21 protein-coding genes are annotated in these 26,007 nt (G+C 68.9%); 5 read left to right on the top strand and 16 right to left on the bottom strand.

The window, feature by feature from the left end; genetic code table 11:
- Window positions 1-16: 16 nt before the first annotated feature.
- A complete protein-coding gene (locus F5X71_RS28855; protein ID WP_167464837.1) occupies window positions 17-355 on the top strand; it encodes a TfoX/Sxy family protein in 339 nt (112 codons plus the stop codon).
- A gap of 5 nt (window positions 356-360) precedes the next feature.
- Here F5X71_RS28855 and F5X71_RS28850 read toward each other — a convergent pair whose 3' ends face one another.
- Window positions 361-2,061, bottom strand: a complete 1,701-nt coding sequence (locus F5X71_RS28850; protein ID WP_167464836.1) for a metallophosphoesterase — start codon at window positions 2,059-2,061, stop codon at window positions 361-363.
- A gap of 160 nt (window positions 2,062-2,221) precedes the next feature.
- Between F5X71_RS28850 and F5X71_RS28845 the strand changes: the two genes are divergently transcribed.
- From F5X71_RS28845 to F5X71_RS28835, 3 genes are all read left to right on the top strand, one after another.
- A complete protein-coding gene (locus tag F5X71_RS28845) occupies window positions 2,222-2,668 on the top strand; it encodes a cupin domain-containing protein (RefSeq protein WP_167464835.1) in 447 nt (148 codons plus the stop codon).
- Window positions 2,669-2,733: 65 nt separating this feature from the next.
- Window positions 2,734-3,561, top strand: a complete 828-nt coding sequence (locus F5X71_RS28840) for an aminoglycoside 6-adenylyltransferase (RefSeq protein ID WP_167464834.1) — start codon at window positions 2,734-2,736, stop codon at window positions 3,559-3,561.
- Between the two features lie 120 nt (window positions 3,562-3,681).
- A complete protein-coding gene (locus F5X71_RS28835; protein ID WP_167464833.1) occupies window positions 3,682-4,134 on the top strand; it encodes a VOC family protein in 453 nt (150 codons plus the stop codon).
- 24 nt (window positions 4,135-4,158) lie between these two features.
- Here the strand turns inward: F5X71_RS28835 and narI are convergent, their stop codons facing one another.
- From narI to F5X71_RS28760, 15 genes are all read right to left on the bottom strand, one after another.
- The gene (gene narI / locus F5X71_RS28830) at window positions 4,159-4,917 is read right to left on the bottom strand and encodes a respiratory nitrate reductase subunit gamma (RefSeq protein ID WP_167464832.1); all 759 of its coding nucleotides are present in this window, start codon (window positions 4,915-4,917) and stop codon (window positions 4,159-4,161) included.
- Window positions 4,914-5,594: a nitrate reductase molybdenum cofactor assembly chaperone gene (gene narJ / locus F5X71_RS28825; protein ID WP_167464831.1), complete on the bottom strand. Its 681-nt coding sequence runs from the start codon at window positions 5,592-5,594 to the stop codon at window positions 4,914-4,916. Before narJ ends, narI begins: the two co-directional genes overlap by 4 nt.
- Window positions 5,591-7,216, bottom strand: coding sequence for a nitrate reductase subunit beta (narH, locus tag F5X71_RS28820; protein WP_167464830.1), 1,626 nt, complete (start codon window positions 7,214-7,216; stop codon window positions 5,591-5,593). Before narH ends, narJ begins: the two co-directional genes overlap by 4 nt.
- A 2-nt stretch (window positions 7,217-7,218) precedes the next feature.
- Window positions 7,219-10,869, bottom strand: a complete 3,651-nt coding sequence (locus F5X71_RS28815) for a nitrate reductase subunit alpha (protein WP_238815528.1) — start codon at window positions 10,867-10,869, stop codon at window positions 7,219-7,221.
- Window positions 10,870-11,344: 475 nt separating this feature from the next.
- Window positions 11,345-12,034, bottom strand: a complete 690-nt coding sequence (gene mtnC / locus F5X71_RS28810) for an acireductone synthase (RefSeq protein ID WP_167464828.1) — start codon at window positions 12,032-12,034, stop codon at window positions 11,345-11,347.
- Window positions 12,031-12,606, bottom strand: a complete 576-nt coding sequence (locus F5X71_RS28805; RefSeq protein WP_167464827.1) for a 1,2-dihydroxy-3-keto-5-methylthiopentene dioxygenase — start codon at window positions 12,604-12,606, stop codon at window positions 12,031-12,033. Before F5X71_RS28805 ends, mtnC begins: the two co-directional genes overlap by 4 nt.
- Window positions 12,603-14,258 (bottom strand): S-methyl-5-thioribose-1-phosphate isomerase, encoded by a 1,656-nt coding sequence (gene mtnA, locus F5X71_RS28800; RefSeq protein ID WP_167464826.1) that lies wholly within the window; start codon window positions 14,256-14,258, stop codon window positions 12,603-12,605. Before mtnA ends, F5X71_RS28805 begins: the two co-directional genes overlap by 4 nt.
- A 115-nt stretch (window positions 14,259-14,373) precedes the next feature.
- Window positions 14,374-14,721 carry a DUF1330 domain-containing protein gene (locus F5X71_RS28795; protein WP_167464825.1) on the bottom strand — a complete coding sequence of 116 codons (348 nt, stop codon included), beginning with the start codon at window positions 14,719-14,721 and terminating at the stop codon, window positions 14,374-14,376.
- Between the two features lie 104 nt (window positions 14,722-14,825).
- Window positions 14,826-17,138, bottom strand: a complete 2,313-nt coding sequence (locus F5X71_RS28790; protein WP_167464824.1) for an arylsulfatase — start codon at window positions 17,136-17,138, stop codon at window positions 14,826-14,828.
- A gap of 132 nt (window positions 17,139-17,270) precedes the next feature.
- Window positions 17,271-17,471: a hypothetical protein gene (locus tag F5X71_RS28785; RefSeq protein ID WP_167464823.1), complete on the bottom strand. Its 201-nt coding sequence runs from the start codon at window positions 17,469-17,471 to the stop codon at window positions 17,271-17,273.
- Between the two features lie 147 nt (window positions 17,472-17,618).
- Window positions 17,619-18,377 (bottom strand): class I SAM-dependent methyltransferase, encoded by a 759-nt coding sequence (locus tag F5X71_RS28780; protein ID WP_167464822.1) that lies wholly within the window; start codon window positions 18,375-18,377, stop codon window positions 17,619-17,621.
- Between the two features lie 57 nt (window positions 18,378-18,434).
- On the bottom strand, window positions 18,435-20,174 hold the full coding sequence (locus tag F5X71_RS28775; RefSeq protein WP_174817154.1) for an NTP transferase domain-containing protein: 1,740 nt from the start codon (window positions 20,172-20,174) through the stop codon (window positions 18,435-18,437).
- A gap of 101 nt (window positions 20,175-20,275) precedes the next feature.
- Window positions 20,276-21,025, bottom strand: coding sequence for a VOC family protein (locus F5X71_RS28770; protein WP_167464820.1), 750 nt, complete (start codon window positions 21,023-21,025; stop codon window positions 20,276-20,278).
- Between the two features lie 54 nt (window positions 21,026-21,079).
- Entirely contained in the window at window positions 21,080-21,376 is a 297-nt protein-coding gene (locus F5X71_RS28765; RefSeq protein ID WP_167464819.1) for an MGMT family protein, read from the bottom strand.
- Window positions 21,377-21,381: 5 nt separating this feature from the next.
- On the bottom strand, window positions 21,382-22,158 hold the full coding sequence (locus tag F5X71_RS28760) for an alpha/beta fold hydrolase (protein WP_167464818.1): 777 nt from the start codon (window positions 22,156-22,158) through the stop codon (window positions 21,382-21,384).
- Between the two features lie 96 nt (window positions 22,159-22,254).
- Here F5X71_RS28760 and F5X71_RS28755 point away from each other — a divergent pair, with 96 nt between their 5' ends.
- Window positions 22,255-26,004: an ATP-dependent helicase gene (locus F5X71_RS28755; protein WP_428981506.1), complete on the top strand. Its 3,750-nt coding sequence runs from the start codon at window positions 22,255-22,257 to the stop codon at window positions 26,002-26,004.
- Window positions 26,005-26,007 lie beyond the last annotated feature (3 nt).

The following is a 26,007-nucleotide window of genomic DNA, read 5'->3' as shown; positions in this document are numbered from 1 at the left end:
GGGCGAGAATGCTGTCATGGCGTACGACGAGGAACTGGCCGATCGCATCCGGTTGCTGATCAAACCCGGGCCGGGGTTGTCCGAGCGGAAGATGTTCGGCGGTCTGGCCTTCCTGATCGGCGGCAATCTGGCGGTGGCGGCCAGTGGGCAGGGCGGGCTGTTAGTCCGGGTCGACCCGGACCAGCACGACGGGCTGCTCGCGCGCGAGGACGCACGGCCGATGGTGATGGGCGGGCGGGAACGGATCGGCTGGCTGCGCGTCACCGCCGAGGCGGCCGACGACGACACGGTGCTGCGGGAATGGGTCGACCGCGGTGTCGGCTACGCGCGGTCGTTGCCGCCCAAGAAGAAGTGACCGCATCAGCGGGCCTGGCGGCGGTAGGTGACCTTGTCGAATTCGCGGCCGTACTCGTCGACGGCCACCACGTCCATCTCGCTGGCGAAGACGCCGGGGCGCACGTCGACGCGCAGGAACGAATAGTTGCGGAAGCGCACCCGCGACCACGGCGCCGCTTCCACGCGCTTGCCGCCACCGGGCACCCAGACGTAGCTGTCGGGCACGGTCGTGTCCGGTAGTTCATTGCCGCGGTAGGACTCCCGCGAGCCCGGCTGGAAGTCGTAGCGGGGACGGCCGCCGCCGCCGACCGTGTAGTAGACGGTGCCGTCGGTCTCCGGATAGACGATCGAGTTGTCGCCCGCCACCTTGGTCGCGGCATTGCCGCGGATCGGATCGGTGCGTTCGAAGACGTGATTGTGCCCCTGCAACACCAGATCGACCTGGTATCGGTCGAACAGCGCGACCCAGGCGTCGCGCACCCCGCCGTCGCTCGCGTGCGCCTCGGTCGTCGAGTACGCGCAGTGGTGGAAGAAGCAGACCAGGAAGTCGATCTCGGGGTCGGCGCGATAGGCGGCCAGCGTGCTCTGCACCCAACTCGTCTGCGCCCCACCGGAATACCCGGTGTTGGCGCGGATCTCGTAGGAGATGTCGTTGGCGTCGAGCGAGAGCACCGCGACGTTGCCATAGGTGAACGAATACGCCGAGGGGCAGCCCGCCGGTCCGTTGCCGGGGAAGTCGAGCCGCGCCGCGTGCCCGCCGTAACCGAGCGGGCCGTAGGTCGCCTCCATGTCGTGGTTGCCGGTCGCGAACATCCACGGCGTCTCGGCGGCGCTCGCCTCGATCGCGCCGAAATACACATCCCAGACATAGGGATTGAACTTGTCGAACCCGGATGTGCGCTTTCCGCCGTGCGGGACGAACTGGTTCGGCTTTCCCGAGCCGGACGGATCGGCATAGGCGATATCGCCGGCCAGGATATGGAAATCCGGTTTGGTGGCGGCGATTTGGCGCAGCACGTTGGCGGCGTGCGGCACCGAGGGATCGTTGTCCGCCTCGTAGTACCGGTCGTCGTAATCGCCGGGCGCGAGACCAGGTGGCAGCGCCGGTGTTTCGTCGGTGCCCTGATCGCCCATCATGGTGAACCGGAACGGCGCCACGGCCGCCCGCCCCTTCGGCATCGCGGGCGCCGCGGTTCGGATATCGCCGGTGAACCCGTCCGAGGTGCGCCAGCGATAGAAGTGCGGCATCCGGCCGGGCAGGCCGTCGACCGGCGCGTGCGCGTAGAACTGTTCGGCCGCGAGCACGCCGCCGTCGCTGCGCGGCACCTGGGTGAGCAGGTTGCGCACCTCGGCCTCCACCGTCGCGCCGAGCGCGGGGGTCGGACCGTGGTCGAGAAAGACCTTGGTGCCCGCGGGCTGCCGGGACAACTGCCCGGCGAACCGCAACTGACTCGTCGCGTCCGGCCCGAACCCGACGTGCCGCCCGCCGACCGCCAGCTGCGCGTCCTGCGCGTAGGCGCGCCTGCCGAACGGCGAGACGCCCACTGCGGCCACGGCGGCGGCCGCCGCCGCGCCACGCAGGATATTGCGCCGCGACACGGGATGACGCCGCAGGTACGCCCGGTGCCACTCGTGCTGTTCGGCCATGGTCATCTCGGCGGACAGCGCGGCCGGTATTCCGGTATCCGGAATGTCGCCTGCGGGGTTCAGCGGATTCGACGGCATTCGCATCATGCTGTACGGCGAGGCTGTCGCGAACAACTCGACACCACAGGTCCCGTGCGAACTCTTCGTGAACTTTGCCTTCACCTGCTTTAAGCACGCCTTCGGGCGATTGCGGCAAAACGCATTCCGTGTGCATCGGTGCGCCGGTTAGGCTCCCGTGATGAGGCCATTCACCTGTGCGGTGGGCGCGGCCATGCTGCTCGGCACGGTCGTCTGCGCCGGCGCCACCGCCGGCGCCACGCCCGGCACCGATATCACCGCGGTCACCCTCGCTCAAGCCCAGATCCCCGCGGGCCTGCTCCCGTTCGTCGCGGGCACTGATCTCGTCGTCCGCGAAATCACCATTGCCCCAGGCGGTTCCACCGGCTGGCATTACCACGACGGCCCGGTCTTCGGCATCATCCGCGCGGGCACGCTCACCCACCCCGGCCCCGACTGCACCGGCCCCACGTACCACCCCGGCGATTTCATCTACGAACCCGAGGGCGCTTGGAACGTCCACATCGGCCGCAACGAGGGCACCGATCCCCTCGTCCTCGATGTCGTCTACGCCCCACCCACCGCCCACCCCCTCTTCCGCGACGCCCCTGCCCCACCTTGCGCCTAGGGAACGGGCTCAATCCGCCAGTCGGCGGGTGGTCTGGTGCTGCGACGGTGGGGGAGGATCGATTGATGGATGACGGGTTCGTGGTGCGGGTGGTGGAGTGGGCGCGGGGGCGCGGGGATGTGCGGGTGGTGCTGCGGACGGGTTCGCGGGCGCGCGGGGACGGTGCGGTGGACGCGTTGTCGGACCACGACATCGAGGTGTTCACCACCGAGCCCGAGCTGTACGTGGGGGAGGACGGGTGGGTGGGGGAGCTGGGCGAGGTGTGGGTGAACATCGAGCTGGACGGGCCCTATGACAATCCGGCCCATCTGGTGTTCTTCGCCGGCGGGCACAAGGCGGACTTCCAGATCTTGCCGGTGGACCTGCTGTCCGAATTCGCCGCGAACGGGCTCGACGACCTGCACCAGCGCGGCTATCAGGTGCTGTTCGATCGAGACGGGACCGCGGCGGGGCTGCCCATCGCGACCGGTGCGAGCCCGGTGGTGGAACTGCCGGACCAGCAGGAGTTCGCTGCGCACTGCGCCGAGTTCTGGTTCGAGATCGCGCACCTGCCAAGGTATTCGGCGCGAGGTGAGCACTGGGTGGTGCGGTCCCGGGATCAGGAGACCAAGGAGCTGCTGCTGAGCATGATCGAATGGCACGCGGTGGCCCACTACGGGGCCGGGCACGACGTGTGGCACGGCGGCACCAAGATGCGGGACTGGGCCGCGCCCGGCGTGTGGCAGCGCGTCGAGGAGATCTTGGCGATCGGCGACCCGCTGCGGCAGGCGCGGGCCACGGCCGACCTGTTCGCCGAACTCGCCGTGGCGGTGGCCGCCGCGGCGGGCCTCGACTATCCCGAGGCCGCGGCGCAGGCTGTTCGGCCGTACCTGGATCAGCTGCCCCAGTGCTGAAAGTCCAGGTCAGGTCACCCGGAAAAGTTTTTCGAAGTTTTTCGGCGAGATACGTCGATGCCGCGGTTCCGGCTCCGACCGGAGGGTGACAGCAAGTCACCGATTAGTAAGGAGCACATCATGTCCGTCAACACCTTCTTCTGGTTCGACAGCGCCGCCGAGGAAGCGGCCACCTTCTATGCCGCGGTGGTGCCGAACTCGTCGGTCACCGACATCAGCCGCAACACGGACGGCTCGGCGTTCGTCGTCACGCTCGATCTCGACGGGCACGCGGTCACCCTGATGAACGGCGGACCGGGGCATCCGCTGACCGACGCGGCTTCCCTGCAGGTCATCGTGGAAACGCAGGACGAGGTGGACCGCCTGTGGGACGCACTCACCGACGGGGGAGCGCCGGGACCCTGCGGCTGGCTGACCGATCGCTACGGCCTGTCCTGGCAGGTCGTCCCCACTGCGCTGCCGAAGCTGCTGTCGGGCGAGGACCCCGCCAAGACCATCGCCGTCGGCACCGCCCTGCGCGCCATGTCCAAGCTGGACATCAAAGCCCTCCAGCACGCCTACGACAACGCCTGACCCGACGTGCCCGCGCGCGGGCCCTCACCGCCAGCGCTGTGGCGTGACCGGTGCGCGCCACGCGCGGGCGTAGCTGCTCTTGGTGCCCGCCTCCGGAGCCTTGCTGCGGTAGACGATGTAGGGGCGGGTCAGGTAGCCGATGGGGGCGCTGAACACGTGCACCAGCCGGGTGTAGGGCCAGATGCCGATGAGCACCAGGACGACGAGCGCGTGCAGCTGAAAGGTCCACGGCGTGCCGACCATCAGGTCAGGTCGTGGGTCGAGGGTGAAAAGGCTACGGAACCAAGGGGATACGGTGGTGCGATAGTTGTACACACCCCAGAAGACGTTGCTGCCCCAGGTATTCAGCATCCCGGTGATCAGCGCGGCGGCGAGCAGGCCGTACATCAGCTTGTCGTTGGCGGTGGTGGCTTTACGCACCGCCGGGACGGTAATGCGCCGGTAAAGCAGGATGGCGACGCCCGCGAGTACCGCGATCCCGGCGACCGAGCCGCACAGCACGGCGCACAGGTGGTAGTCGTACTCGGGGATGCCGAGTGCGTCGGTCCACGACTGCGGGATCAGCAGGCCCATGACGTGCCCGCCGATCACGCCGAGCATGCCGAAGTGGAACAGCGGGCTGCCCATGCGCAGCAGGCGGCTCTCGTAGATCTGGGAAGATCGTGTCGTCCAACCGAATTGGTCGTTCCGATAGCGCCACAGGTGGCCGAGCGCGAACGAGGTGAACGCGATGTAGGGCAGGGCAAGCCACAGCGCGTTCGGCAGGTGCGGTGTCAGATTCATCGGCGTCCCTCCGCGTCGGCGAACATCGACGGGTCCGCCGCGAAGGGGTCGAGTCCGACCTCTTCTTCTGGTGGTCCCTGTGCGGCCAGTTCGGCGATGCGTCGCCGGTCCGCGGTGGTCGGGGGCGGCAGCGTGGCCAGCACGGCGGCGAGCACGTCGGTGTAGGGAGAAGCGCTGTCGGCCAGGGAGAGTCGCAGTAGTTCGAGTACCGGTACGTGTTCGCCGAGTAGGCGTTCGCCGCCGATCGGGTCGATGGTCGCGGCGAATTCCAGGACCACAGGCAGGTGGTCGGGCAGTTCCTCGTCGCCGAGTTCGACGCCCGCGTGCCGGTAGGCGTGTTTGAAGCGCAGCAGTGCCATGCCGCGTTTACGGGTGTCGCCGTAGGCGTAGTAGGTCAGGTGCATGCTGGCTCGACGGCGCAGGTCGAACGTCGCGACATAGTCGGCGGCGAGCGTCAATGGTGGTGTGCCGCGCAGATACTCGATGAAGCGCAGCAGGCCGCCACCGGCGACCGGTGGTAATTCAGATACGGCGCAAGACAATTGGTCGGCCATCGCCAACATCGATGTGCTCGGGTAATCCAACAGCAGCGCGGACAGTCGCCACACCAGGTGCCGATCTCGTTCGCTCATCGCCGCGACGGGTTCCGGGCGACGACGCGGCTTCAGCAGGGTCATCGGGCGGCGCCGTTCCGCAGCGTGGCATCGGCGGCGGGTATCAGCCCCTCGGTGCTCTTGCCGTCCCAGTTGAGCAGGTTGATCCGTGTCGTTTTCTCTTGTGGTGTGGCGTTGTTGGTGTCGGTGCGGTGGAATTTGGTGTTGATGGTGTCGTAGGCGGTCATGCCGGGTCCGCCGGTGTTGTCGAGGCTGCATCCGGTGGCGAGGGCGTCGAGTTGGTGGGCTTGGGTGGTGGCGCCGGTGGGGATGACGTAGCGGTGTTCGTATTTGGCGATGGCGAGGAGTCGGTAGAGGGCTTCGATTTGTTCGGGTGGGAGTCCGATGTTGTGGGCGATGGCGGGGTCGGGTTCTTGGCCGAGGTTGATCGAGCGCATGAACGCGCGCATGCCGGCGAGGCGTTGTAGTGCCGCGCGTACGGGGCCGGTGTCTCCGGCGGTGAAGAGTTCGGCGAGGTATTGCACGGGGATGCGTAGGGCGTCGATGGCGCCGAAGAGGTTGGCGGGGTTTTCGCCGTCGTGTCCGGTTTCGGTGAGGACGTCGACGACGGGGGACAGGGGTGGGACGTACCAGACCATGGGCATGGTGCGGTATTCCGGGTGCAGGGGTAGCGCGATTTGGTAGTCGACGATGAGTTGGTAGACCGGGGAGTCCTGGGCGGCGGTGATCCATTCCGGGGAGATGCCGGCGCGTTCGGCTTCGGCGATGACGCGGGGGTCGTGGGGGTTGAGGAAGACCTCGAGTTGGGCGGGGTAGAGGTCTGTGTCGTCGGTGACCGAGGCGGCGTCGCCGACGCGGTCGGCGTCATAGAGCATGACCCCGATGTAGCGCAGGCGTCCGACGCAGGTTTCCGAGCACACGGTGGGGATCCCGACTTCGACGCGGGGGTAGCAGAAGGTGCATTTCTCGGCTTTGCCGGTGTGGTGGTTGAAGTAGATCTTCTTGTAGGGGCATGCGGTGACGCATTGCCGCCAGCCCCGGCATTTGTCTTGGTCGACGAGCACGATGCCGTCCTCGGCGCGTTTGTAGATCGCCCCGGACGGGCACGCCGCCGCGCACGCGGGGTGCAGGCAGTGTTCACAGATCCGCGGCAGATAGAACATGAACGTCTGCTCGAACTCGAGTTTGACTTGTTCTGACAGCCGTGCCAGGACGGGGTCTCGGCTGATCTGTTCGGGCCCCGAGCCCAGGTCGTCGTCCCAGTTCGCGCCCCAGGTGATGGCGGTGTCGGCGCCGGTGATCACCGATTTCGGGCGCGCGACCGGGGTGGTGTCCATCGCCGGCGCCGACAGCAGGGTGTCGTAGTCATAGCTCCACGGCTCGTAATAGTCCGCGACGGTGGGCAGATCGGGGTTGGCGAAAATGTTGAGCAGCCGGGACAACCGGGACCCCGACCGCAATCGCAGCCGCCCGCGCCGGTCCAGCCGCCACCCGCCTTTCCATCGGTCCTGGTCCTGATAGCGGCGTGGATATCCTTGCCCGGGACGGGTTTCGACGTTGTTGAACCACATGTACTCGGTGCCACCACGATTGGTCCACGCCTGCTTACAGGTGACACTGCAGGTGTGACAGCCGATGCACTTGTCCAGATTCATCACCATCGCCAACTGGGCCATGACACGCATCTCTAATACTCCACTTCCTGGGCCCGGCGACGAATCGTGGTCACCTCATCACGCTGATTCCCGGTCGGCCCGTGATAATTCAACGCGAACGACTGCTGGGCATACCCGCCGATCAAATGCGACGGCTTGATCATGATCCGGGTCAACGCGTTATGAATCCCGCCCCGCTTCCCCCGCGCGTCATCGACCTCCGCGCGATCCTCGATCCGGGGCACCCCCACCGCCCGATCCTGCGCGTGATACATGAACACCGTGCCCTCGGGCATCCGATGCGACACCACCACCCGCGCGACCACCACCCCGTTCCGGTTGACCGCCTCCACCCACTCGTTATCGGCCACCCCGATCTTCGCCGCGTCCGGCACCGACATCCAAATCGACTGCCCACCCCGCGACAACGTCAACATATGCAAATTATCCTGATACGCCGAATGAATCGACCACTTCGAATGCGGCGTCAAATACCGCACCGTCACACCCTCCGCACCGACCGCACCCACCCGCGGTTCACGAAACAACGCCGACATATCCAACGGCGGCCGGAACACCGGCAACTGCTCCCCCAACTCGATCATCCAATCATGATCCAAATAGAAATGCTGCCGCCCCGTCAACGTATGCCACGGCTTACCCCGCTCCACATTGATCGTGAACGGCGAATACCGCCGCCCACCCGACTCACTGCCCGACCACTCCGGCGACGTGATCACCGGCACCGGCCGCGCCTGCGTATCAGCAAACCCCACCCGCTTCCCCTCATGCTCCGCCGCCAAATCCACCAACACCGCACCCGTCCGACGCTCCAACGCCGCGAAACCTTCGACGGCGAGCCTGCCGTTCGTGGTCCCGGACAACGCGAGAATCGCCTCGGCGGCGTGGGTGTCCTTCGTCAGGCGCGGACGCCCCTGTCCGACACCGGAACTCGCCACACCGTTGACACCGGCCAGATACGCGACTTCGGCTTCGGGGTAGGTGGTGATGCCTTTGATCGTTAGCCCGAGGGTTTCCACCAGTGGTCCGAGGGTGGCCAGCTGATCCGCGATGTCGCGGTAGTCCCGTTCCACCACAACCAGTTTCGGCATGGTCTTACCAGGAATCGGTTCGCACTCACCGGCCTTCCAGTCCAGCACCCGACCACCCGGCTGTGCCAGCGCATCCGGCGAATCATGTTGCAGCGGCACGGCAACGAGGTCTTTACGGACCCCGAGATGGTCTTCCGAGAGGCGGGACACCTCTCGGGCGATCCGGTGGAATGCCTCGAAGTCGGTCTTGGCCTCCCACGGCGGCGAGATCGCCGGGGAGAACGCGTGCACGAACGGATGCATATCCGTCGAGGACAGATCATGCTTCTCATACCAGGTCGCCGCCGGCAGCACGATATCGGAGAACAACGTCGTGCTCGTCATCCGGAAATCTAACGACAACAACAGATCCAGCTTCCCCGACGGCGCCTGCTCCCGCCACACCAACTCCTGCGGACGCACTCCACCCACATCACTGGCCTGGAGATTCGAGTCGGTGCCGAGCAGGTGCCGATTGAAGTACTCGTTGCCTTTGCCGGAGGAGCCGAGCAGATTGGATCGCCACACGGTCAGGCAGCGCGGGAAGTTCTCCGGCGCGTCCGGGTCCTCGCACGCGAACCGGAGATCGCCGGACTTCAGCTGTTCCACCACATAATCCGCGGCAGGCTTGCCTGCCCGCTCGGCGTCGTCGGCCAGATCCAGCGGATTACGGTCGAACGTCGGGTAACTCGGCATCCAGCCGAGCCTGCTTGCCAGCGCGATGTTGTCCGCGGCGGTGCGCCCGGCGAACTTCCCGGTGGCCAAGGGGGAGGCGAACGTCGCCGCGGTGAACGGGTCGTAGCGCCATTGATCGTTGGTGAGATACCAGAACACCGTGCCCTGCATCTGGCGTGACGGCCGTTGCCAGTCCGCGCCGAAAGCCAGTGTCGACCAACCGGTTACCGGCCTGCACTTCTCCTGCCCGACGTAGTGCGCCCACCCGCCGCCGTTGACCCCCTGGCAGCCGGTCAGCAGGGTCAGGGTGAAGAACGCGCGATAGATCTGATCGGAGTGGAACCAGTGATTGGTGCCAGCGCCCATCAAAATCATCGAGCGACCACCCGAACGCATCGCGTTGTCGGCGAACTCGCGGGCGATCCGGGTGGCCTGCACCGCGGGCACACCGGTGATCGCCTCCTGCCAAGCGGGCGTATACGGCTCGGCCGCGTCGTCATACCCGGTCGGCCACGTCCCGGGCAGCCCGTCACGACCGACGCCGTACTGCGCAAGCAACAGATCGAACACAGTGGTGACGCGTTTACCCGCAACGGTTCTCGTAGGTACCCCGCGGGTCAGCACGCCGGAAGCATCGGTGTCGAAGCGGGGAAGGGACACGGTTGCGTGGTCCTCGGCGTGGTCGTACATCGTCAGCAGCGGATCGACCGCACCGAGGTCGAGGTTCCAGCGGCCGGCCCCCTCCGGGCCGAAGCGATAGCCCAGCGAACCGTTGGGCACGACAGGACGCGCCGCCGCGTCGAGGAGCACCGTCTTGAACTCGCTGCCTGCGCCACGCTCGCCGAGATCGGCGGCGGTCACGAACTTTCCGGGCACGAGGCACCCGTCTTGTTCGTCCAACTCGACGAGGAAGGGCAGATCGGTGTAGCGCTTGACGTAGTCGAGGAAGCGGGGCGTCCCCCGGTCGACGAAGAATTCGCGCAGCACCACGTGGCCCATCGACATGGCAAGCGCCGCATCGGTTCCCGGCCGCGCCGCCACCCACTCATCGGCGAACTTGGTGTTGTCGGCATAGTCGGGCGAGACCACGACCACCTTCTGCCCCCGATACCGCGCCTCGGTCATGTAATGCGCGTCCGGCGTCCGCGTCACCGGCACATTCGAACCCCACATGATCAAATACCCGGCATCGAACCAATCCGCCGACTCCGGCACATCGGTCTGATCACCGAACACCTGCGGCGACGCCACCGGCAGATCCGCATACCAGTCATAAAACGACAGCATCGAACCACCCAGCAGCGAAATGAACCGCGCACCCACCGCATGACTGACCATCGACATCGCCGGAATCGGAGAGAACCCCGCCACCCGATCCGGACCATACCGCTTGATCGTGTAAACATGCGCCGCAGCGGCGATCTCGGCCGCCTCCCACCACTCGGCACGGACGAACCCACCCTTACCCCGAGCGGACTTGTAACGCCCGGCCCGCACCGGATCCTCGACCACCGCACCCCACGCCAGCACCGGATCCTTCAGCCGAGCCTTCGCCTCCCGATACAACTCCAGCAACACCCCGCGCACATACGGATAACGCACCCGCGCAGGCGAATACGTGTACCACGAGAACGACGCACCACGCGGACACCCACGCGGCTCATACTCCGGCTTGTCCGACCCGACCGAGGGATAATCGGTCTGCTGCGACTCCCACGTGATCACACCATCTTTCACGTAGATCTTCCACGAACACGACCCCGTGCAGTTCACCCCATGCGTCGACCGCACCACCTTGTCATGCGACCACCGCTCCCGGTAGAACTTGTCGGCCTCGCGACCTCCGCGCTTGTGCAGAGTGCGCTGGTCCGCGGAGATCTCGCCGCGCTGGAAGTATTTCCCGAACCGCAAAAGCATATCGCCGACGTCGTCGGAAACCTGCTCCGGCGATGCGGAACTTCGAATGCGCGAGTCAACCACTACGCCTCCCTGCGCCAGTGAAAATTCAGTAGCCGTTACCCACTCTAAGGACGTTTTCGGCGGGTCGCCAAGAGTCATTCTCCGAATGCCGCCCCACGGCGGGCGTGCACGACCGCCTGCCGGTAGCGGGCGGTCGTCGGGATCTCGCGCGGAAACCGCCGTCTAGCAGCGGTTTCACGGCCTCGTCCGCATGGCGGATGGTCGTCGTTCGGTGGCCTTTCGGCAATGCTGTGGAAATGCTGAGTATTTCCGCTCGTTACATATGCGGGCGTGTCGACGGCGTTTCGCGCTATGTCACAACGCCCGATATGTGTAGTTTTATCTGGTATGAACTAATTGTGCTTCTAGTGAATTATTCGCCATTTGTTTGCGCAGTGCGACAACGGAAATGAATGCGTTATCGATCGGCTATCTACCGGTCGCTCGGTTCGATATCGGCGAAGGTGTCCACCCAGCGATGCGGCGGGCGCGGCGGATTGGGCTCGCCGGGGCGCGCCAGCCCGATCACCTGCCAGCCCGCGGCCACGGCGGCGTCGAGCTCATCGGGATGATCGGACAGGAACAGGATGTGCTCGGCCGCGACGCCGATCGCGCTCGCGATCTTCTCGTACGACGCGGCCTCGCGCTTGCCGCCCGCCGTGGTCAGGTCGAAGAAGCCGCTGATCAGCGACGCCAGCTCGCCGCCGCGCGCGAATGTGAACCAATCCTGTTGGTTGCGAACGGATCCGGACGAATAGACATACAGCCGTAGCTCGGCGGCGTGCCAGGCCCGTAGCGCGGGGGGCACGTCGGCGAAGAACTCACCGTGCAGCGCGCCCGCGCGGAAGCCCTCGGCGCAGATCAGTCCCTGGGCGGCTTTGAGCGGCTCGGCCTTGACGTCGGAGTCGAGCCAGCCGCGCAGCACGGCCGCGAGCTCGTCGGTATCGGCGTCCGGGCGATCTGCCAGCTTCCGCGTGGCGGCGATGATGGATGCCGCTGCGCCGTCCTGGTTTTCGGCGAGCCACCCGGGCAGCCGGGCTCGGGTGTACCCGTAGAGGTCTTCGCGCACCGAGCTGGTCGGGCTGGTGGTTCCCTCGATGTCGACGACGATCGTCGTGATCATGACTTGGCGAGCAGCTCGTCGAGGGTCGGGAACCCTTCGCTGATCCGGTCGCCGGTGAAGTCGCCGACCCAGCCGTCTTCTTCCTCGAAGAACCGGATGGCGATGAAGTCGGGCCTGGTGCCCATGTCGAACCAGTGCAGGGTGCCCGCAGGCACCGAGAGCAGGTCGCCGCCTTCGCATACCACGGCGAGTACCTCGTGCCCGAGGTGCAGATAGAAGCAGCCGCGCCCGGCCGCGAAGTAGCGGACCTCGTCCTCGGCATGGCGGTGTTCGTTGCGGAACTTCTCCCGCGCGCCCTTGGCGATCTGCGGCCACTCCGGGTTGCTGTCGTCTGGGTGGATGCGCGCGATGTCGATGTGCTTGTAGCGCCCGGACTCGTTGAGCTCGGCCACGTTGTCGGTGTAGTGCGCCAGCAGGTCGTCCGAGGACACCGTCGCGGCATCGGGCAGCACCGGCCAGCGGCCGAAAGTGATGCCGTGCGCGGCCAACTCGGTGCCGATCAGCTCGTCGTCGGTGGTTCGCACCCGCACGTCCGCCGCGTTGGCGGCGGCCATCACCTGAAGCAGGGTCATGTCAGTCCAATCTCGAGTGTGTCATCGCGCGTACCGAACGCCTGTGTCCGGCCGGTCCGGGATACCAGCTCGCACAGGGCTTCCAGGCATTCGGCGCGATCGCGCGCCTGGGAAAGATTGTCCCCCCACGCGGTGATCCCGTGGCCCGCGATGAACAGGATCGGCGGTGCGCCGGGGTGCTCGGTGAGGTAACGCTCGATGTCGGCGCCGATGCGCGGCACGTCGGCCCAGTTGGGAAACACCGGGACGGTGACCGCCGCCGGATCGGCGCCGCCGAGGCCCTTGATGAGTTCGTAGTCGGCGAGCCGCAGTGCGGTCATCGCGTCCGGTGCGCCGTGGCGGGTCGCCAGCGCGGTGGCGTAGGGCGGGTGGATGTGCACCACAGCCCGTGCAGCGGTGGCGCGGTACACGGCGGTGTGAATCGCGGTCTCCGCTGACGGTTTCCGGCCGTGGGCGGAGACCGGCGCGGAGTCCTCGACCCGGACGGTGACCATATCGTGTTCGCTCAGTTCACCTTTGGACAATCCGCTACCGGTGATCACCGCCGTGCCCTCGGTTCGCACCGAGATATTGCCCGCGGTGCCCGGCATCCAGCCTCGCTGATAGAGCGCACGGGCGAGCCCGGCGATCTCCGCGCCCGGTGACGGCCGCGGATCCGTCCCGCGGTGCACCACTCCGAGTTCGGTCACCACCGCCGTCACCAGCTCGCCGGGTGTCACGTCGAAGGCCGGGTTGAACACCTCGGTCCCGGCGGGAGCCGTTGGCACACCGCCGAATCCGGTGACCTCCTCGGCCGCGCGTTGCTCCACCACGATGTCGGCGCCGGTGGCCATGCTCGGATCCCTGGTCGATTCCGGGGCGACCACGATGAACGGGATGCCGTGGTGGCGGGCCGCGAGCGCGAGACCGTAGGTGCCGATCTTGTTCGCCACGTCCCCGTTGGCGGTGACCCGGTCGGCGCCGACCAGTACACAGTCGACCTGGCCGGTGGCCATCGCCCAGGCCGCCGCGGCATCGATGGTGAGCCGATGGGGGATGCCCGCCTCGGCCAGCTCCCACGCGGTGAGCCGGGCGCCCTGCAGCAGCGGCCGGGTCTCGTCGACCAGGACGTCGGCCACCGCGCCGCGCTCGGCGAGCACCCGCAGCGTGCCGATCGCGGTGCCGAACGCGCTGGTCGCGAGCCGTCCGGTGTTGCAGTGGGTGAGCAGGCGCAGCGGCCGATCCTGGCAGAGTCGCTGCACCAGGTCGGCGGCGTGGGTGGCCGCAGCCCGGTTGACCCGGCCGTCCTCGGCGAGCATGTCGAGCGTCGCGGCCAGCACGGCGTCGGTGCCCCGTGCGATCTCGGTGCACACCCGACGCACCGCCCACGCGAGGTTCACCGCGGTCGGTCGCGCGGCCGCGATGCGGTCGGCATCGGCCTGCGCCGCGGGCACATCGACCACGCCGTCGACGGTGTGCGCGGCGGTGGCGAGCACCACGCCGAACGCGCCCGCGATGCCGATGGCGGGCGCGCCGCGGATCGCGAGCACCCGGATCGCCTCGATCACCTCGTCGACGGTGCGCAACCGCAGCTCCCGGACCTCGTGCGGCAGCCCACGCTGGTCGATGGTGACCAGCGCACCGTCGTCCCAGATCAGCGAACTGTCGTCCATCAAGCCCGTCCTTTACCGCGTCTCACCAGGTTCTGCCTGGTCAACGGTATCGGAAGCGCGCTGCCCCGGAAAATTCGCCTCGATGCCGGGCGTGGGCGCGATACCGGCGCCGAGTTCAGGCCGTCGGGGTCTCCGGCCGCAGTTTCGCCGCCCGCTCGCGCGGATCGTAATTCGGCCCGACGCCCGCGATCAGCAGCAGATCGCCCTCGATGTGGTCGGCGCGCAGCGGCAGGATCTCCTGATACGCCGGCGAGTGATACCAGCGCCGCGCGGTGTCCAGGTCCGGGAATTCCAGCAGCACCATGGAGCCGGGCCAGCTGCCCTCCACCACCTCGGCGGGCGGGCCGTGAATCACGAAGCGGCCGTGGAACGGATCGAGCGTGTCCTGGATGCGTTCCAGGTATTCGAGGATGTCGGCGTGCGGCGTGCGCACACGCAGATGGGCGAAGCCATAGGCGGGCATGAGCTGTTCCCTTGTTCAGCGGGGCCGCCGGGCGGCGACGCCACCTCGACGGTAGGACGCCGGGCACCGCGCGACAATTACCTCGCTGGTAAGCGCCACAGTTGTTACTCCGCAACGAATTCCGCTTCCCGCTCCACGGCCTCGATGGTGCCGGCGGGAACCCGGATCGGGCCCGGCGTATAGGTCACCGCGCGCAGCGTGCCGCTGTAGCGGAACGGGCCGCGGCGCTCGCGCAGCTCCCAGGAGACCGGGCCGCGCGCGTCGACGCCGACGGATATGCCGGTCCACGGCGACATGCCGACCAGCTGGACCTGATCGCGGAGGCGGGCCACCCGAACGCCGTCGACCTCGATGTCGAAATCCCAGCGTAGGTGTGGTCGTACTGTCGCGGTCACCGCGATCCGGCGGATACCGGGGGTCAGCGGTCCGGTGGACACCGAGTCGTAGCGGCCGTAGCTGTTCACTCCGAACACCAGCCAGCCATCCTCGAGGTAGAGCAGGTAGCCGCCGAGCGGATCACCGTGCGCGACAAGGACTCCCTCGTCGCCCGGTGCGTAGCCGGCCAGCTCCGCCGTGATGGTGAAGTCGCGATAGGCGATGAGCCGCTGCGAGCGGTAACGCTCCAGCGTCGGGGTGCCGGGCAGCAGGCGCACCGGTTCGCCGAGCCGCGCCTCCTCGGGCCGTCTGCGTGCCAGGTCTTGCCGGGTGAGCAGCGGGAAAACGGTATTGGCCCAGGCGGATTCGTCCCAGGCGGCGGCGAGTTCGGCCGCTTTGTCCGGGTAGCGCGCCGAAAGATCGTGCAGCTCGGTCGGATCGGCGCGGACATCGAACAGCTGCCAGTTCGGGGCGTCGAGGTCGGCGCCGGGTTCGTGCAGCGACAGCAGCTTCCAGCCGTCGCGGTAGAAGCCGCGATGCCCGGTCATCTCGGAGTACTGCTCGGTGTGGCGCGTCCTCGCCTGCGGGTCGCGCAGCAGCTCGGCGGCCGATACGCCGTCGAAGCCCTTGGCGGGCAACCCGTTACGCACGCTCGGCCGGTGCAGTCCGGCGAGCTCCAGCAGGGTCGGTGCGAGATCGGTGACGTAGGCGTATTCGTGCCGGATACCACTGTCGTCCGCGCCGCGCGGTAGTCCGCGCGGCCAGGACACCAGCAGCGGCACCCGTACGCCGCCCGCGAAGGTCTGTCCCTTGTAGAAACGGAACGGGGTGTTCGACGCCTGCCCCCAGCCGCGCGGATAATGCACCCCGAGACGCGCGGTGCCGATCAATTCCTCGTCGTGCGGCACGTCGCCGATCCAATCCGGATCGTCGATGCGGGCGAATTCGGCGAAGTAGGTGCGGGTGCCCTCCGGTCCACCCTCGGCGGTGCCGCCGTTGTCCGAGGTGAACACCACGATGGTGTTGTCGAGCTCGCCGAACTGCTCGACGGTGTCGAGAATGCGGCCGAGGCTCTGGTCGATGCTGTCGACCATCCCCGCGTACACCTCCATGTACCGGGCGAACCGGCGCTGCTGCGCTGGGCTCAGCGAATCCCATTCCGCGGCTTCGTAACCCGGCTCGGTATTGCGCGGCTTCTGTTGCGTGCCCGGCGGAAACAGGCCCTGTGCCAACTGGGTGGCGAACCTGCGCCTGCGCAGCTCGTCCCAGCCCGCGGCGTAGCGGCCCCGATACTTGGCCAGATCCGCGGGCTTGGCCTGGAGCGGGCCGTGCATGGCGACATGGGCGAAGTAGAGGAAGAACGGTTTGGCGGCGTCGTGGGCGCGCAGGTCCTTCAGATAAGAGATCGCCTTGTCGGTGAGATCATCGGTGAGGTAGTACCCCGGCGGATACTCCTCGATGTCGACCACTGAGCTGTCCGAGACCAGCTGGTTCGGGTAGTAGAACGAGTTGAGTCCCTCCAGCGAGCCGTAGTAGCGGTCGAAGCCGCGCTGGGTCGGCCACGAGTCCCGGTGTGCCGCCGGGTTCATCGTGGCGTCGCGGACAAGATGCCACTTGCCGACCGCGTAGGTCGCATAGCCGTTCTCGCGCAGGATCTCCGGCAGGGTGAGCACATCGTCGGCGAGTTCGAGGCGCAGGCCGGGATAGCCCGGATCGGCGTTCGCGACGAAGCCGAAACCCGCACGGTGGGAGTTGATTCCGGTCAGCAGCGCGGCTCGCGACGGTGAGCACAGCGGCGTCGTGTGGTAGTTCGTCAGCCGAACCCCGTTGGCGGCCAGCCGATCCAGGGTCGGTGTCTCGATCTCGGAGCCGAACGGGCCGATGTCGCTGTATCCCATGTCGTCGACCAGCACCACGATGATGTTGGGTGCGCCGGCGGGCGCGGTCGGCGGGTAGGTCCACTCTGGGGTCGAGTCCGCGGTGGTGCGGCCGACGGTGCCGCCGAAGGACTCGTAGCCGCGCGCGGTGGAGGGAACAGGCATTCCGTCAGTAGATCGTGCGGAATATCTGGCTCACCAGCGTTTCACGCAGGGTGCGTGTAACCCGCGGGGCGGCCCGCGCACAACCGCGGCCGCCGGTTCCACGGTGAACCGGCGGCACGCGGTGTGGATCAGTTAGTTGTGGCCCATCCTGCGCTGATCATCGGCGCGCCGGTCGTTGTCCGACTGGCGCTGGTTCGGCATGCGCTGGCCTTCGGAATTCGCACCGCCTCGGTTCATACCCTGGTTCTGGTTCTGATCCTGGCGCTGTTGCTGCTGCTGCCGATCCATCTGCCTCGGCATTTTCTTAGGCGTTTTCTTCGACTTTTCAGCCATCTCCACTCGGTCCTTTCCGGGGATTGATATTCGCCTAACGTTCCTCACGATAGCGAGCCGCAGGCAATTCCGAAAGGGAAAGTGAAAAAAGCACGTCGCACCGGCGATCCTAGGCAAATGCCCAGGTAGACGGTGGTGTATCGACGGTCAGGGTTTGCGCGCCTCGATAAGGAATCGGGTCGAGTGGGCGACGAACGGGCCATTTTCTTCGATCTCCTCGTGCATCGTCACGAGTCGATCACGGTATCCGTCAACGGAGAAGTCGGGCACCATCCACGGCACCTTCCTGAGGAAGTAGACCACCGCGCCGATATCGCCGAACTCGACGCGCAGCCTTTCGTAGCGGAGATCGACGACTTCCAGTCCGGCCGCCGCGGCCGCGGCGCGATCGTCGTCGGGATGGCGTCGCCGCCGAATTTCCTCGGTCTGTCGCCCGATGAAATATTCGACCAGTTCGAAAACGCTTGCGTCGCCGACATGTTGGGCGAGATAGGTACCCGATGGCCGCAGCACCCGTGCGATCTCGTGCCACCACACGGTGACCGGGTGCCTGCTGGTCACCAGGTCGAAAGCGTTGTCGCCGAAGGGCAGCGGTGGTTCGTCCGGGTCCGCTACCAGCGCGACGCCGAGCGGATGCAGCAGCTCGGTGGCTTTGGTGACGTTCGGCGGCCACGATTCGGTGGCCACCAGTAGACGCGGAATATGTCCCGCGCCCGCGAGCACCTCGCCGCCGCCGGTCTGAATATCCAGTGCCGCATCGACTTTCCTGAGTCGCTCGCCGAGTAGCCGCTGGTAGCCCCAGGACGGCCGCTGCTCGGTTGCTCGTCCGTCCAGCCAGCCGAAGTCCCAGCCCGCCACCTCGACCGCGCTCGCCTCCGCCACCAAGTCCTCGAAGCTTCGCCGCATGTCTGCTCACTCTGCCAGCCGGTCGCCGCACCGGCAATCGGATTTGCCGCGCGTGTGCTACCTGGGCAGCGGCAGGAATTCGACCGTCGCGCCGTCGGCGGCCTCGGCCGGGACGACGACCAGCCCGTCGCGGTCGACCAGGCCGCCGAGATGGGCGGTGCGGATGTGCGGGTCGCCCAGCCAGCCGCCCGCGTCGGCGTGCCGCGCGGGCACGATACGGGGGACCGGGCCGGAGATCTCGCCCGCGTTGTGCAGCGGGCCGAGCTGTGCGCGTCCTGGTGTGCTGCCGGTGCGGCCGTCGACCACCGCGGGCGCGAGCGCGAGCAGGGTGGCGACGGCCGCGTACGGGTTGCCCGGCAGGCCGAGAACCGTTGTGCCGGAGCTCAGTTCGGCGACCAGCGTGGAACCGCCCGGCCGCACGCGCAGGCGGTGCACCAGTACCCTGGCCTGCGCGCGAGCGACCGCGGTGCGCAGTTGATCGGCCGCGCCACCTCCGGTCGCCCCGACGATCACCAGCAGGTCGCATTCGCTCGCCGCGGCGAGCACCTCGTCGAAGCCGTTCGGGGTGTCGCGCAGGTGCACGCGATCGACGGCGTGAATTCCGTACCAGGACAACAGGTCCGGCAGGATCGGCCCGATCGAGTCCCTGGTCTGCCCGGCGTGCAGCGGGCCCTTGTTGCGGATCTCGTCGCCGGTCATGATGATGCGGGCGCGCACCGGTCCGCGCACCGGCGCGGCGGTCACCTCCACGCTGGCGGCCGCGGAGATCAGCGCGGCGGTCACCGGCGTACCCTGCGGCGCGACGAGATCGCCCGGCTTGCGGTCCTCGCCGCGACGGCGGATGTCGTCGCGCAGTGGGGTGTGCGGCAGCCGCCGCAACCGGTCCGTGGCGACCTCGACGAATTCGTCGCGCACCACGCCGGTGGTGCCGTCGGGCACGTGCGCTCCGGTGGCGATGCGGACCGCCTCGCCGGGCAGCAGACCGACCGGGCGCTGGCCACCCGCGAACCCGATGTCGCGGCGCAGCCGCCACGGGCCCGCGCCCGCCACCGCGTAACCGTCCATCGCCGAGACATCGAAGCGGGGCAGCGGTTCGGCCGCGGTCAGCGGCGCGGCCAGCGCCGCGCCGCGCACCGCGCGCAGATCGGCGACGTAACTGGTCAGTCGGGTGAGACCGGTGCGCAGCTCGGTGCGCGCCGCGGCCAGCGTGAGCGGGGTCGCCTGCGCGGGGTCCACCGATTCGCGCGCCACGCGCACCTGCTCGTCGGTATCGCAGTCGGCGATGCCGGGCAGGGCGATGATCGCCGAGTCGGCGGGGATCAACGCCTTCATCGGCTGGTTGATCAAGGAGTCCAGCTTGTCGAGTGCCGCCGCGAGCGCAGCACGCCGCCACACCCCGATCAGATACTGCGGCCGCCCCGAGTCGTCCGCGGCGAACACCGCGTCGGCCCCGGATTCCCCGGCGTGCCTGAGCAATTCGGTGATCGACCAGGCGGTCAGGAACGGCAGGTCCGCGGCGAGCACCACGACGAACGGTGCGGCAGAGCCGAGCGCGCGCAGTCCGGCGCCGATCGCCGACACCGGTCCCGACCCCGGCGGCACCTCACGCACCTGCAGAATCGAGCCCGCCAGCTCGGGCCGGTGCGGACCGACCACCACCGTGTGGCCACAGCAGGCGACCGCCGACAGGGCGGCCTCGAGCATGGAGCGGCCACCGATGACGATCGCGGGTTTGTCGACACCGCCCATCCGGCTGGCTCGGCCGCCGGCGAGCACGATGGCGTCCGCGGCGCTCACCAAGCACAACCTCGAGCAAGGTACAACATGGCGGTCATGCTAATTCGTCACCGCCGTGACGCCGGGAGGCGGCCGTATCCGGCCATGCTCGGCGAGAGAACCTAGGCGGTCGAACGGTCGCGGGCCGGGCGCAGCAGACAGAACTCGTTCGTCTCCGGATCGGCGAGGGTGAGACTCGGCACCGCGCCGAGCCCACCGCCGGTGTGCGCGATGGGTGTGGCGCCCGCGGCGCGCAGCCGGGCCACCTCGGTGGCCTGATCGTCGTAGCCGGCCAGATCCAGGTGCAGCAGATTGCGACCGGACTTCTCCTCGGGCGTGCGGACGAACTCGAGCCAGCAACCGAGCCCGGTCGGGGAGCGCAGTCCGGCGATCTGCGCGCCGCCGTGGGCGACCGGCCAGCCGGAGGCGGCGGACCAGAATTCGGCCAGCCGCACCGGGTCCCGGGTGTCCACCACGATGGCGGCCACCGCGCCGGTGTCGACGTACTCCTCGCGTGGTTCCAGCACACAGAATTCGTTGCCCTCGGGATCGGCGAGCACCACCCACGGCACCGCGCCCTGGCCGATATCGATCCGGCGCGCGCCCAGCGACAACGCCCGATCGACCTGCAGGCGTTGATGATCGAGCGAGCGGCTGGCCAGGTCGAGGTGAATGCGGTTCTTGGCGTTCTTCGTTCGGGTCGCGGGCAGGAAGGTGAGGGCGAGCTCGGCGCCATCGGGGTCGGGCGCCGCGACGTCCACTTCCTCCGGACGATCGATGGTCACGCCCCACCCCAGCAGCTCGGCCCAGAAGTTCGCGACGAACCGCGGCCGGTCCGCGTCGAACACGACACACGCCAGGCGGGTGGACATGAAACAACGGTAGCCGCCGTGCCGCCCGCTCCGGGAGTATTTCCGAGACTCGGCCTACGCGAACGGAAAACGTGCCGCCCGCAGGTCGACTCGCCCGTCCCGCACCGGCGCGCCCTCGGTCGCCAGCAGGCGCAGCTGGCGCTCGGCCAGGTGCGCGGCGGGCCTGCCGCTCGCGCCGATCACTCGATGCCAGGGCAGGTCGGCCGCATCGGTGCGCATGATCCAACCGACCGTGCGCGGCGTGGACAGCCCCGCGGCCGCGGCGATATCGCCGTAGGTAGCGACGCGGCCGGGCGGGATGGACGCGACCAGCGCGCGCACCCGCTCGACCTCGGCGTCGGTGGTGGCCATCCGGCTCAGAGCACCGAGCGGATCAGCGCGGCCGTTTCGGCCGGAAGCTCCTGCGGCACCATGTGATCGCATTCCCATTCGTGCACGGTGAGTCGAGCGCCGAGATGCGTGGTGAGCGCGGCGCGGAACTCGGGGGTCACGAACGGCGGCTGCACCTTCGTCGCCTGCACCAGCACGGTCGGCAGATCTCGCGGCGGCAGGACGTAGGGCCGCGCCAGCTGGCCCCAATACGAGCTCACGGCGGGCACGCTCATCCGCCAGCCGACCCGGCCAGGCGTGGTGGGCACCAGGTGCTCGGTGAGCTCGGCCGCCAGGATGTGCTCGGCCACATCGGCCCACGACGAGGCCAGCTTGTCCTCGCGGGCGCGCGCCACGGACGGATAGTCGGGCTCGGCGACGAGCGCCTCGGCGATGTCGCCGACGAAATCGGGGGCCAGTCCGATCGCCGGATCGAGCAGCACCAGCTGCCTGACCAGTTCCGGGTGCCGATGTGCCAGATACAGCGCCGACGCGCCGCCGAAGGAGTGCCCGACCACCGTCGCCGCCGACCCGCCCTCGGCGACGAGCAACTCGGCCAGATCGTCGGCGACGGCTTCGAGGGTCCAGGGCGGCAGCCCGCCCGATCGGCCGTGGCCGCGCAGGTCCGGCGCGATGATCCTGACCTCGGGCAGATGGTTGGTGGCCAGGTCCGCCCAGCGTTTGCCGTGACCGGTCACGCCGTGCAGGGCCAGAACGATCGGACCGGTAGTGGGACCGAATCGGTAGGAATGAAGAGCTGACACCGGTCCATTCTCACCTGCGGCGGCAACGTCCGCTGGGCGAGTCGTGCGGAGGGGAGCGTCGGCGTGTCGGTCGTGTCTGTTGCAATAGCCCGCGTGGTGCGATCGGATAGCGCGGTGCGACTTGTTCGCCGGAACGTGGTGGCACCCCGGCCACGGGTCTGGGGCGCCGACGTTCGCGTGCTGTTGGACGCCGCGGCCGCGGCCGGCCCGACCCGCCCAGGGTGGCGACCTTGGCAGGTGCTCGGCGGACCGGGCACGGGCAAGACCGCCCTGCTCGTCGACCTGGCGGCCGAGCGCATCGCCGCCGGTGCCGACCCCGGATCCGTGCTCGTGCTCACCCATTCGAAGCAGGCGGCGAGCACCGTCCGGGACGCGATCACCGCGCGGCTGGCGGGCCCGGACGCCGAGGGCGGTGTGCCCGGCGCGACCAGGGAGCCGCTGGCGCGCACCCTGCACTCCTACGCGTTCTCCGTGCTGCGCAGGCACGCCGCCGAGCACGGCAACCCGCCGCCGCGATTGCTGACCGGTGCCGAGCAGGATGCGGTGCTGCGCGAAATGCTGCGCGGCGACCTGACCGACATCGCCGACGGCGCGGACGGACTGTGGCCGCAGCGGTTACAGCCCGCGCTCGCGCTCGGCGGATTCGCCGAACAGTTGCGCGATCTCATGCTGCGTGCCACCGAACGCGGGCTCGGGCCAGAAGATCTGGTGCGGCTCGGCCGCGAGCACGGGAAGCCGGAGTGGGTGGCGGCGGGCCGGTTCGCGGTGCGCTACGAGCAGACGATGCTGTTGCGCTGGTCGGTGGGCGTCGAGGCGCCGGAGGCCACGGCACCGGCGCTGGACGCGGCCGAATTGATCGGCGCCGCGCTCGACGCGCTCGCCGGGGACGCCGAGCTGCTCGCCGCCGAGCGCGCCCGCATCCGGTACCTGCTCGTCGACGACGCCCAGCACCTGGACCCGCAGGCCGCGATGCTGGTCAAGGCGATCGGGCGCAGCGCGCACACGACCGTCGTCGCGGGCGACCCCGATCAGGGCATCTTCGCCTTCCGCGGCGCGGACGCGCGCTTCGTCGCCGACCTGGACGCGCCGGACGGGCAGCGCATCGTGCTGCGGGACAACCACCGTCTCGGCGCTCCGGTGCGGCTGGCGGTGGCCAGAATCGCGGCACGGTTGCCGGGCAGTGCGCCGCAACGCTTTTCGCTGCCGGACCGGGCCGATCGACCGGCCGAGGACGGCACCGAGGTCCGGGTGCGCGTGCTCGGCACGCCCGCCAAGGAGGCGGCGCTGATCGCGGACCATTTGCGGCGCGCGCATCTGACCGGCGCGGTGCCGTGGTCGCGGATGGCGGTGATCGTGCGGTCGGTGCCGCTGTCGCTGGCTCCGCTGCGCCGCGCCCTGCTCGCGGCCGGGGTGCCGGTGCAGCAGCCCGCACTGGATACGCCGCTGGCGCGGCGGCGCGGGGCGGCCTGGATGCTGCTGTCCCTGCGCGCGGTGCTCGCCGGTGAGGGCAAGTCGGCCTTCGGCCCCGACGACGCCCTCGACCTGCTCGCCGGGCCGCTCGGTGGCGCCGACCAGATCGCGCTGCGCCGCCTGCGCCGCGGGGTGCGCCGCAGCGTGCTGGAGGCCGAACGCAGCCGATCCCGCTCGGGCCGCGCGGCCGAGGAACCGGTATCGAGCGCGACAGTCGACCAGGCCGTCGCCGCCGAGCAGGCCGCCGAGAGCTTCGCCCCGACCGCGGGCCGCCCCGAGCCCACCCTCGACCGACTCGAACGCGCCGCCGACGACGCCGACTGGTACGGCGTCGACGCCGAATGGATCCCCGAGGACGTGGAATGGCGCGGCCCGGAAGCCGATCCGGAGGAGCACCCCGAAGCCGCTCTTCCCGACGAGCCCGCCCCCACCGAACCCGCCGCGCTCGGCGATTCGCGCGCTGCGGCGGCGGGCGGGTCCGGCGGAACGTCCCCCGCGATGGCGGGGGAGTCCGCAGAAGGGGACGCCGGGGTGCTGCGGCACGGGGTTGATCAGTCGTCGGCGGAGGTGTTGCGGGACCTGCTCATCGATGCCGGGGATCCGGCGATTCTGGAGCGGTTGACCGATGTCGAGGCGGCGCCGTTGCGGCGGGCGCTCGGTGCGCTGGAGCGGGCGCGCAAGGCGCGCCGGCGCGGTGCGGGCCTCGAAGACGTGCTGTGGGCGCTGTGGACCGGGTCTCGGCTGGAACGGCGGTGGGTCGCGCAGTCCGCACGCGGCGGCGCGGCGGGCATGCAGGCCGACCGCGATCTCGACGCCGCCGTCGGCCTGTTCGACGCGGCCGCGAGCTACGTCGACCGGTTGCCGCGCGCGAGCATCGAAGGCTTCGTGGATTACCTGACCCAGCAGGAGATTCCGAACGATTCCGGCCCGCGCACCGCGCCGAAGGAGGCCGTCGCGCTGATCAGCGCGCACGCGGCGGCGGGCCGGGAGTGGGACGTGGTCGCGGTCGCCGCGGTGCAGGAGGGGATCTGGCCCAACCCGCGTCCGCGCGGCACCCTGCTCGACACCGAGGACCTGGTCGATGTGACGGCGGGGGTGATCGACGGGGGCGAACGGGTCAGCCGGGCCGCGCCGATCCTCGCCGAGGAGCGCAGGCTGCTGCTGGTCGCGTGCAGCCGGGCCCGGCGCTCGCTGCTGGTGACCGCCGTGGAATCGGTGTCGGGGGAACGGGATCTGGTGCCGTCGCGGTTCCTCGCCGAGTTGCTCGGGCACGACGAGGACGGCGAGCCCGGCGCGTTGCCGATCGTCGACCCGGGGCGCGCCCTGGTGATGCACTCGCTGGTGGCCGAATTGCGCGGCGCGGTCTGCGATCCCGAGTCCGATCCGGAGCGCAGGCAGCGCGCGGCCCAGCAACTCGCGCGCCTGGCGCGGGCCGGGGTGCCGGGCACCCATCCCGACGAGTGGTACGGCACAGCCGAATTGAGCTCGTCGCGCTCGCTGTGGTCCGAGGACGAGACCACCGTTGGCCTGTCCCCGTCCACCGTGGAGTTGCTGCGCACCTGCCCCCTGCGCTGGGCGCTGGAACGCCACGGCGGCACCGACGGCGACAATCCGCACGCGGTCAAGGGCAACCTGGTGCACACGCTGGTGCAGGCGCTGGCGGGCAAGGTGCCCGAGGCGCAGGTGCGCGCCGCGCTCGACAAGGCCTGGCAGCAGGTCGATCCCAGTTCCGGCTGGCATTCCCGGCAGGAGCTGCGCCGCACCGAGGCCATGTTGGAGACGTTCATGGCCTGGGTGCGCAACACCCGCGGCGAGCTCACCCAGGCGGGGGTCGAGGTGCCGGTCGACTGCGTGCTGCCCGCGCGGACCGAAGACGAACTGCCCGTGCGGATTCGCGGCCGGGTCGATCGCTTGGAGCGAGATGCGCAGGGCCGCTTCGTGATCGTGGACGTCAAGACCGGTAAGACACCGGTCACCAAGCAGGCTGCGGTCGATCATGCCCAGCTGGCTACCTATCAGGTGGCGGCGGCGCTGGGCGCGCTGGACGCCGCCGTCGACGAATCATCCTCCGGCGCAGATACTTCCGATGTGGCCGCGGACGAGTCCGGCGCCGCGGAGCCGGGCGCTCTCGGCGAGCCGGGTGGCGCCAGGCTGGTGTACGTCGCCAAACCGAGCAGTAAGGAGGGCGCCACTCAGCGCATGCAGCCCCCGCTCGACCCCGAAGCACTTCAGCAGTGGCGCGACACCATCCACGACGCGGCCGCGGCCACGCAAGGCCCCAGCTATCTGGCCATGCGCAACGACGGGTGCAGGCACTGCGCCGTCGCGGGCAGCTGCCCGGTTCAGGACACCGGCAGACAGGTGACCGACGAGTGATCC

The organism is Nocardia brasiliensis (assembly GCF_011801125.1).
In the GTDB taxonomy this organism is placed as follows: Bacteria; Actinomycetota; Actinomycetes; order Mycobacteriales; family Mycobacteriaceae; genus Nocardia; species Nocardia brasiliensis_C.
The sequence above is the reverse complement of the archived record's forward strand: the minus strand, read 5'-3'. Positions and strand labels throughout refer to the sequence as shown.

Excerpts from the sequence above, each read along its gene's own strand:
- F5X71_RS28855 (WP_167464837.1), top strand. The coding sequence starts at position 17 with ATGGCGTACGACGAGGAACTGGCCGATCGCATCCGGTTGCTGATCAAA.
- F5X71_RS28850 (WP_167464836.1), bottom strand. The coding sequence starts at position 2,061 with ATGCCGTCGAATCCGCTGAACCCCGCAGGCGACATTCCGGATACCGGA.
- F5X71_RS28845 (WP_167464835.1), top strand. The coding sequence starts at position 2,222 with ATGAGGCCATTCACCTGTGCGGTGGGCGCGGCCATGCTGCTCGGCACG.
- F5X71_RS28840 (WP_167464834.1), top strand. The coding sequence starts at position 2,734 with ATGGATGACGGGTTCGTGGTGCGGGTGGTGGAGTGGGCGCGGGGGCGC.
- F5X71_RS28835 (WP_167464833.1), top strand. The coding sequence starts at position 3,682 with ATGTCCGTCAACACCTTCTTCTGGTTCGACAGCGCCGCCGAGGAAGCG.
- narI (WP_167464832.1), bottom strand. The coding sequence starts at position 4,917 with ATGAATCTGACACCGCACCTGCCGAACGCGCTGTGGCTTGCCCTGCCC.
- narJ (WP_167464831.1), bottom strand. The coding sequence starts at position 5,594 with ATGACCCTGCTGAAGCCGCGTCGTCGCCCGGAACCCGTCGCGGCGATG.
- narH (WP_167464830.1), bottom strand. The coding sequence starts at position 7,216 with ATGCGTGTCATGGCCCAGTTGGCGATGGTGATGAATCTGGACAAGTGC.
- F5X71_RS28815 (WP_238815528.1), bottom strand. The coding sequence starts at position 10,869 with ATGCTTTTGCGGTTCGGGAAATACTTCCAGCGCGGCGAGATCTCCGCG.
- mtnC (WP_167464828.1), bottom strand. The coding sequence starts at position 12,034 with ATGATCACGACGATCGTCGTCGACATCGAGGGAACCACCAGCCCGACC.
- F5X71_RS28805 (WP_167464827.1), bottom strand. The coding sequence starts at position 12,606 with ATGACCCTGCTTCAGGTGATGGCCGCCGCCAACGCGGCGGACGTGCGG.
- mtnA (WP_167464826.1), bottom strand. The coding sequence starts at position 14,258 with ATGGACGACAGTTCGCTGATCTGGGACGACGGTGCGCTGGTCACCATC.
- F5X71_RS28795 (WP_167464825.1), bottom strand. The coding sequence starts at position 14,721 with ATGCCCGCCTATGGCTTCGCCCATCTGCGTGTGCGCACGCCGCACGCC.
- F5X71_RS28790 (WP_167464824.1), bottom strand. The coding sequence starts at position 17,138 with ATGCCTGTTCCCTCCACCGCGCGCGGCTACGAGTCCTTCGGCGGCACC.
- F5X71_RS28785 (WP_167464823.1), bottom strand. The coding sequence starts at position 17,471 with ATGGCTGAAAAGTCGAAGAAAACGCCTAAGAAAATGCCGAGGCAGATG.
- F5X71_RS28780 (WP_167464822.1), bottom strand. The coding sequence starts at position 18,377 with ATGCGGCGAAGCTTCGAGGACTTGGTGGCGGAGGCGAGCGCGGTCGAG.
- F5X71_RS28770 (WP_167464820.1), bottom strand. The coding sequence starts at position 21,025 with ATGTCCACCCGCCTGGCGTGTGTCGTGTTCGACGCGGACCGGCCGCGG.
- F5X71_RS28765 (WP_167464819.1), bottom strand. The coding sequence starts at position 21,376 with ATGGCCACCACCGACGCCGAGGTCGAGCGGGTGCGCGCGCTGGTCGCG.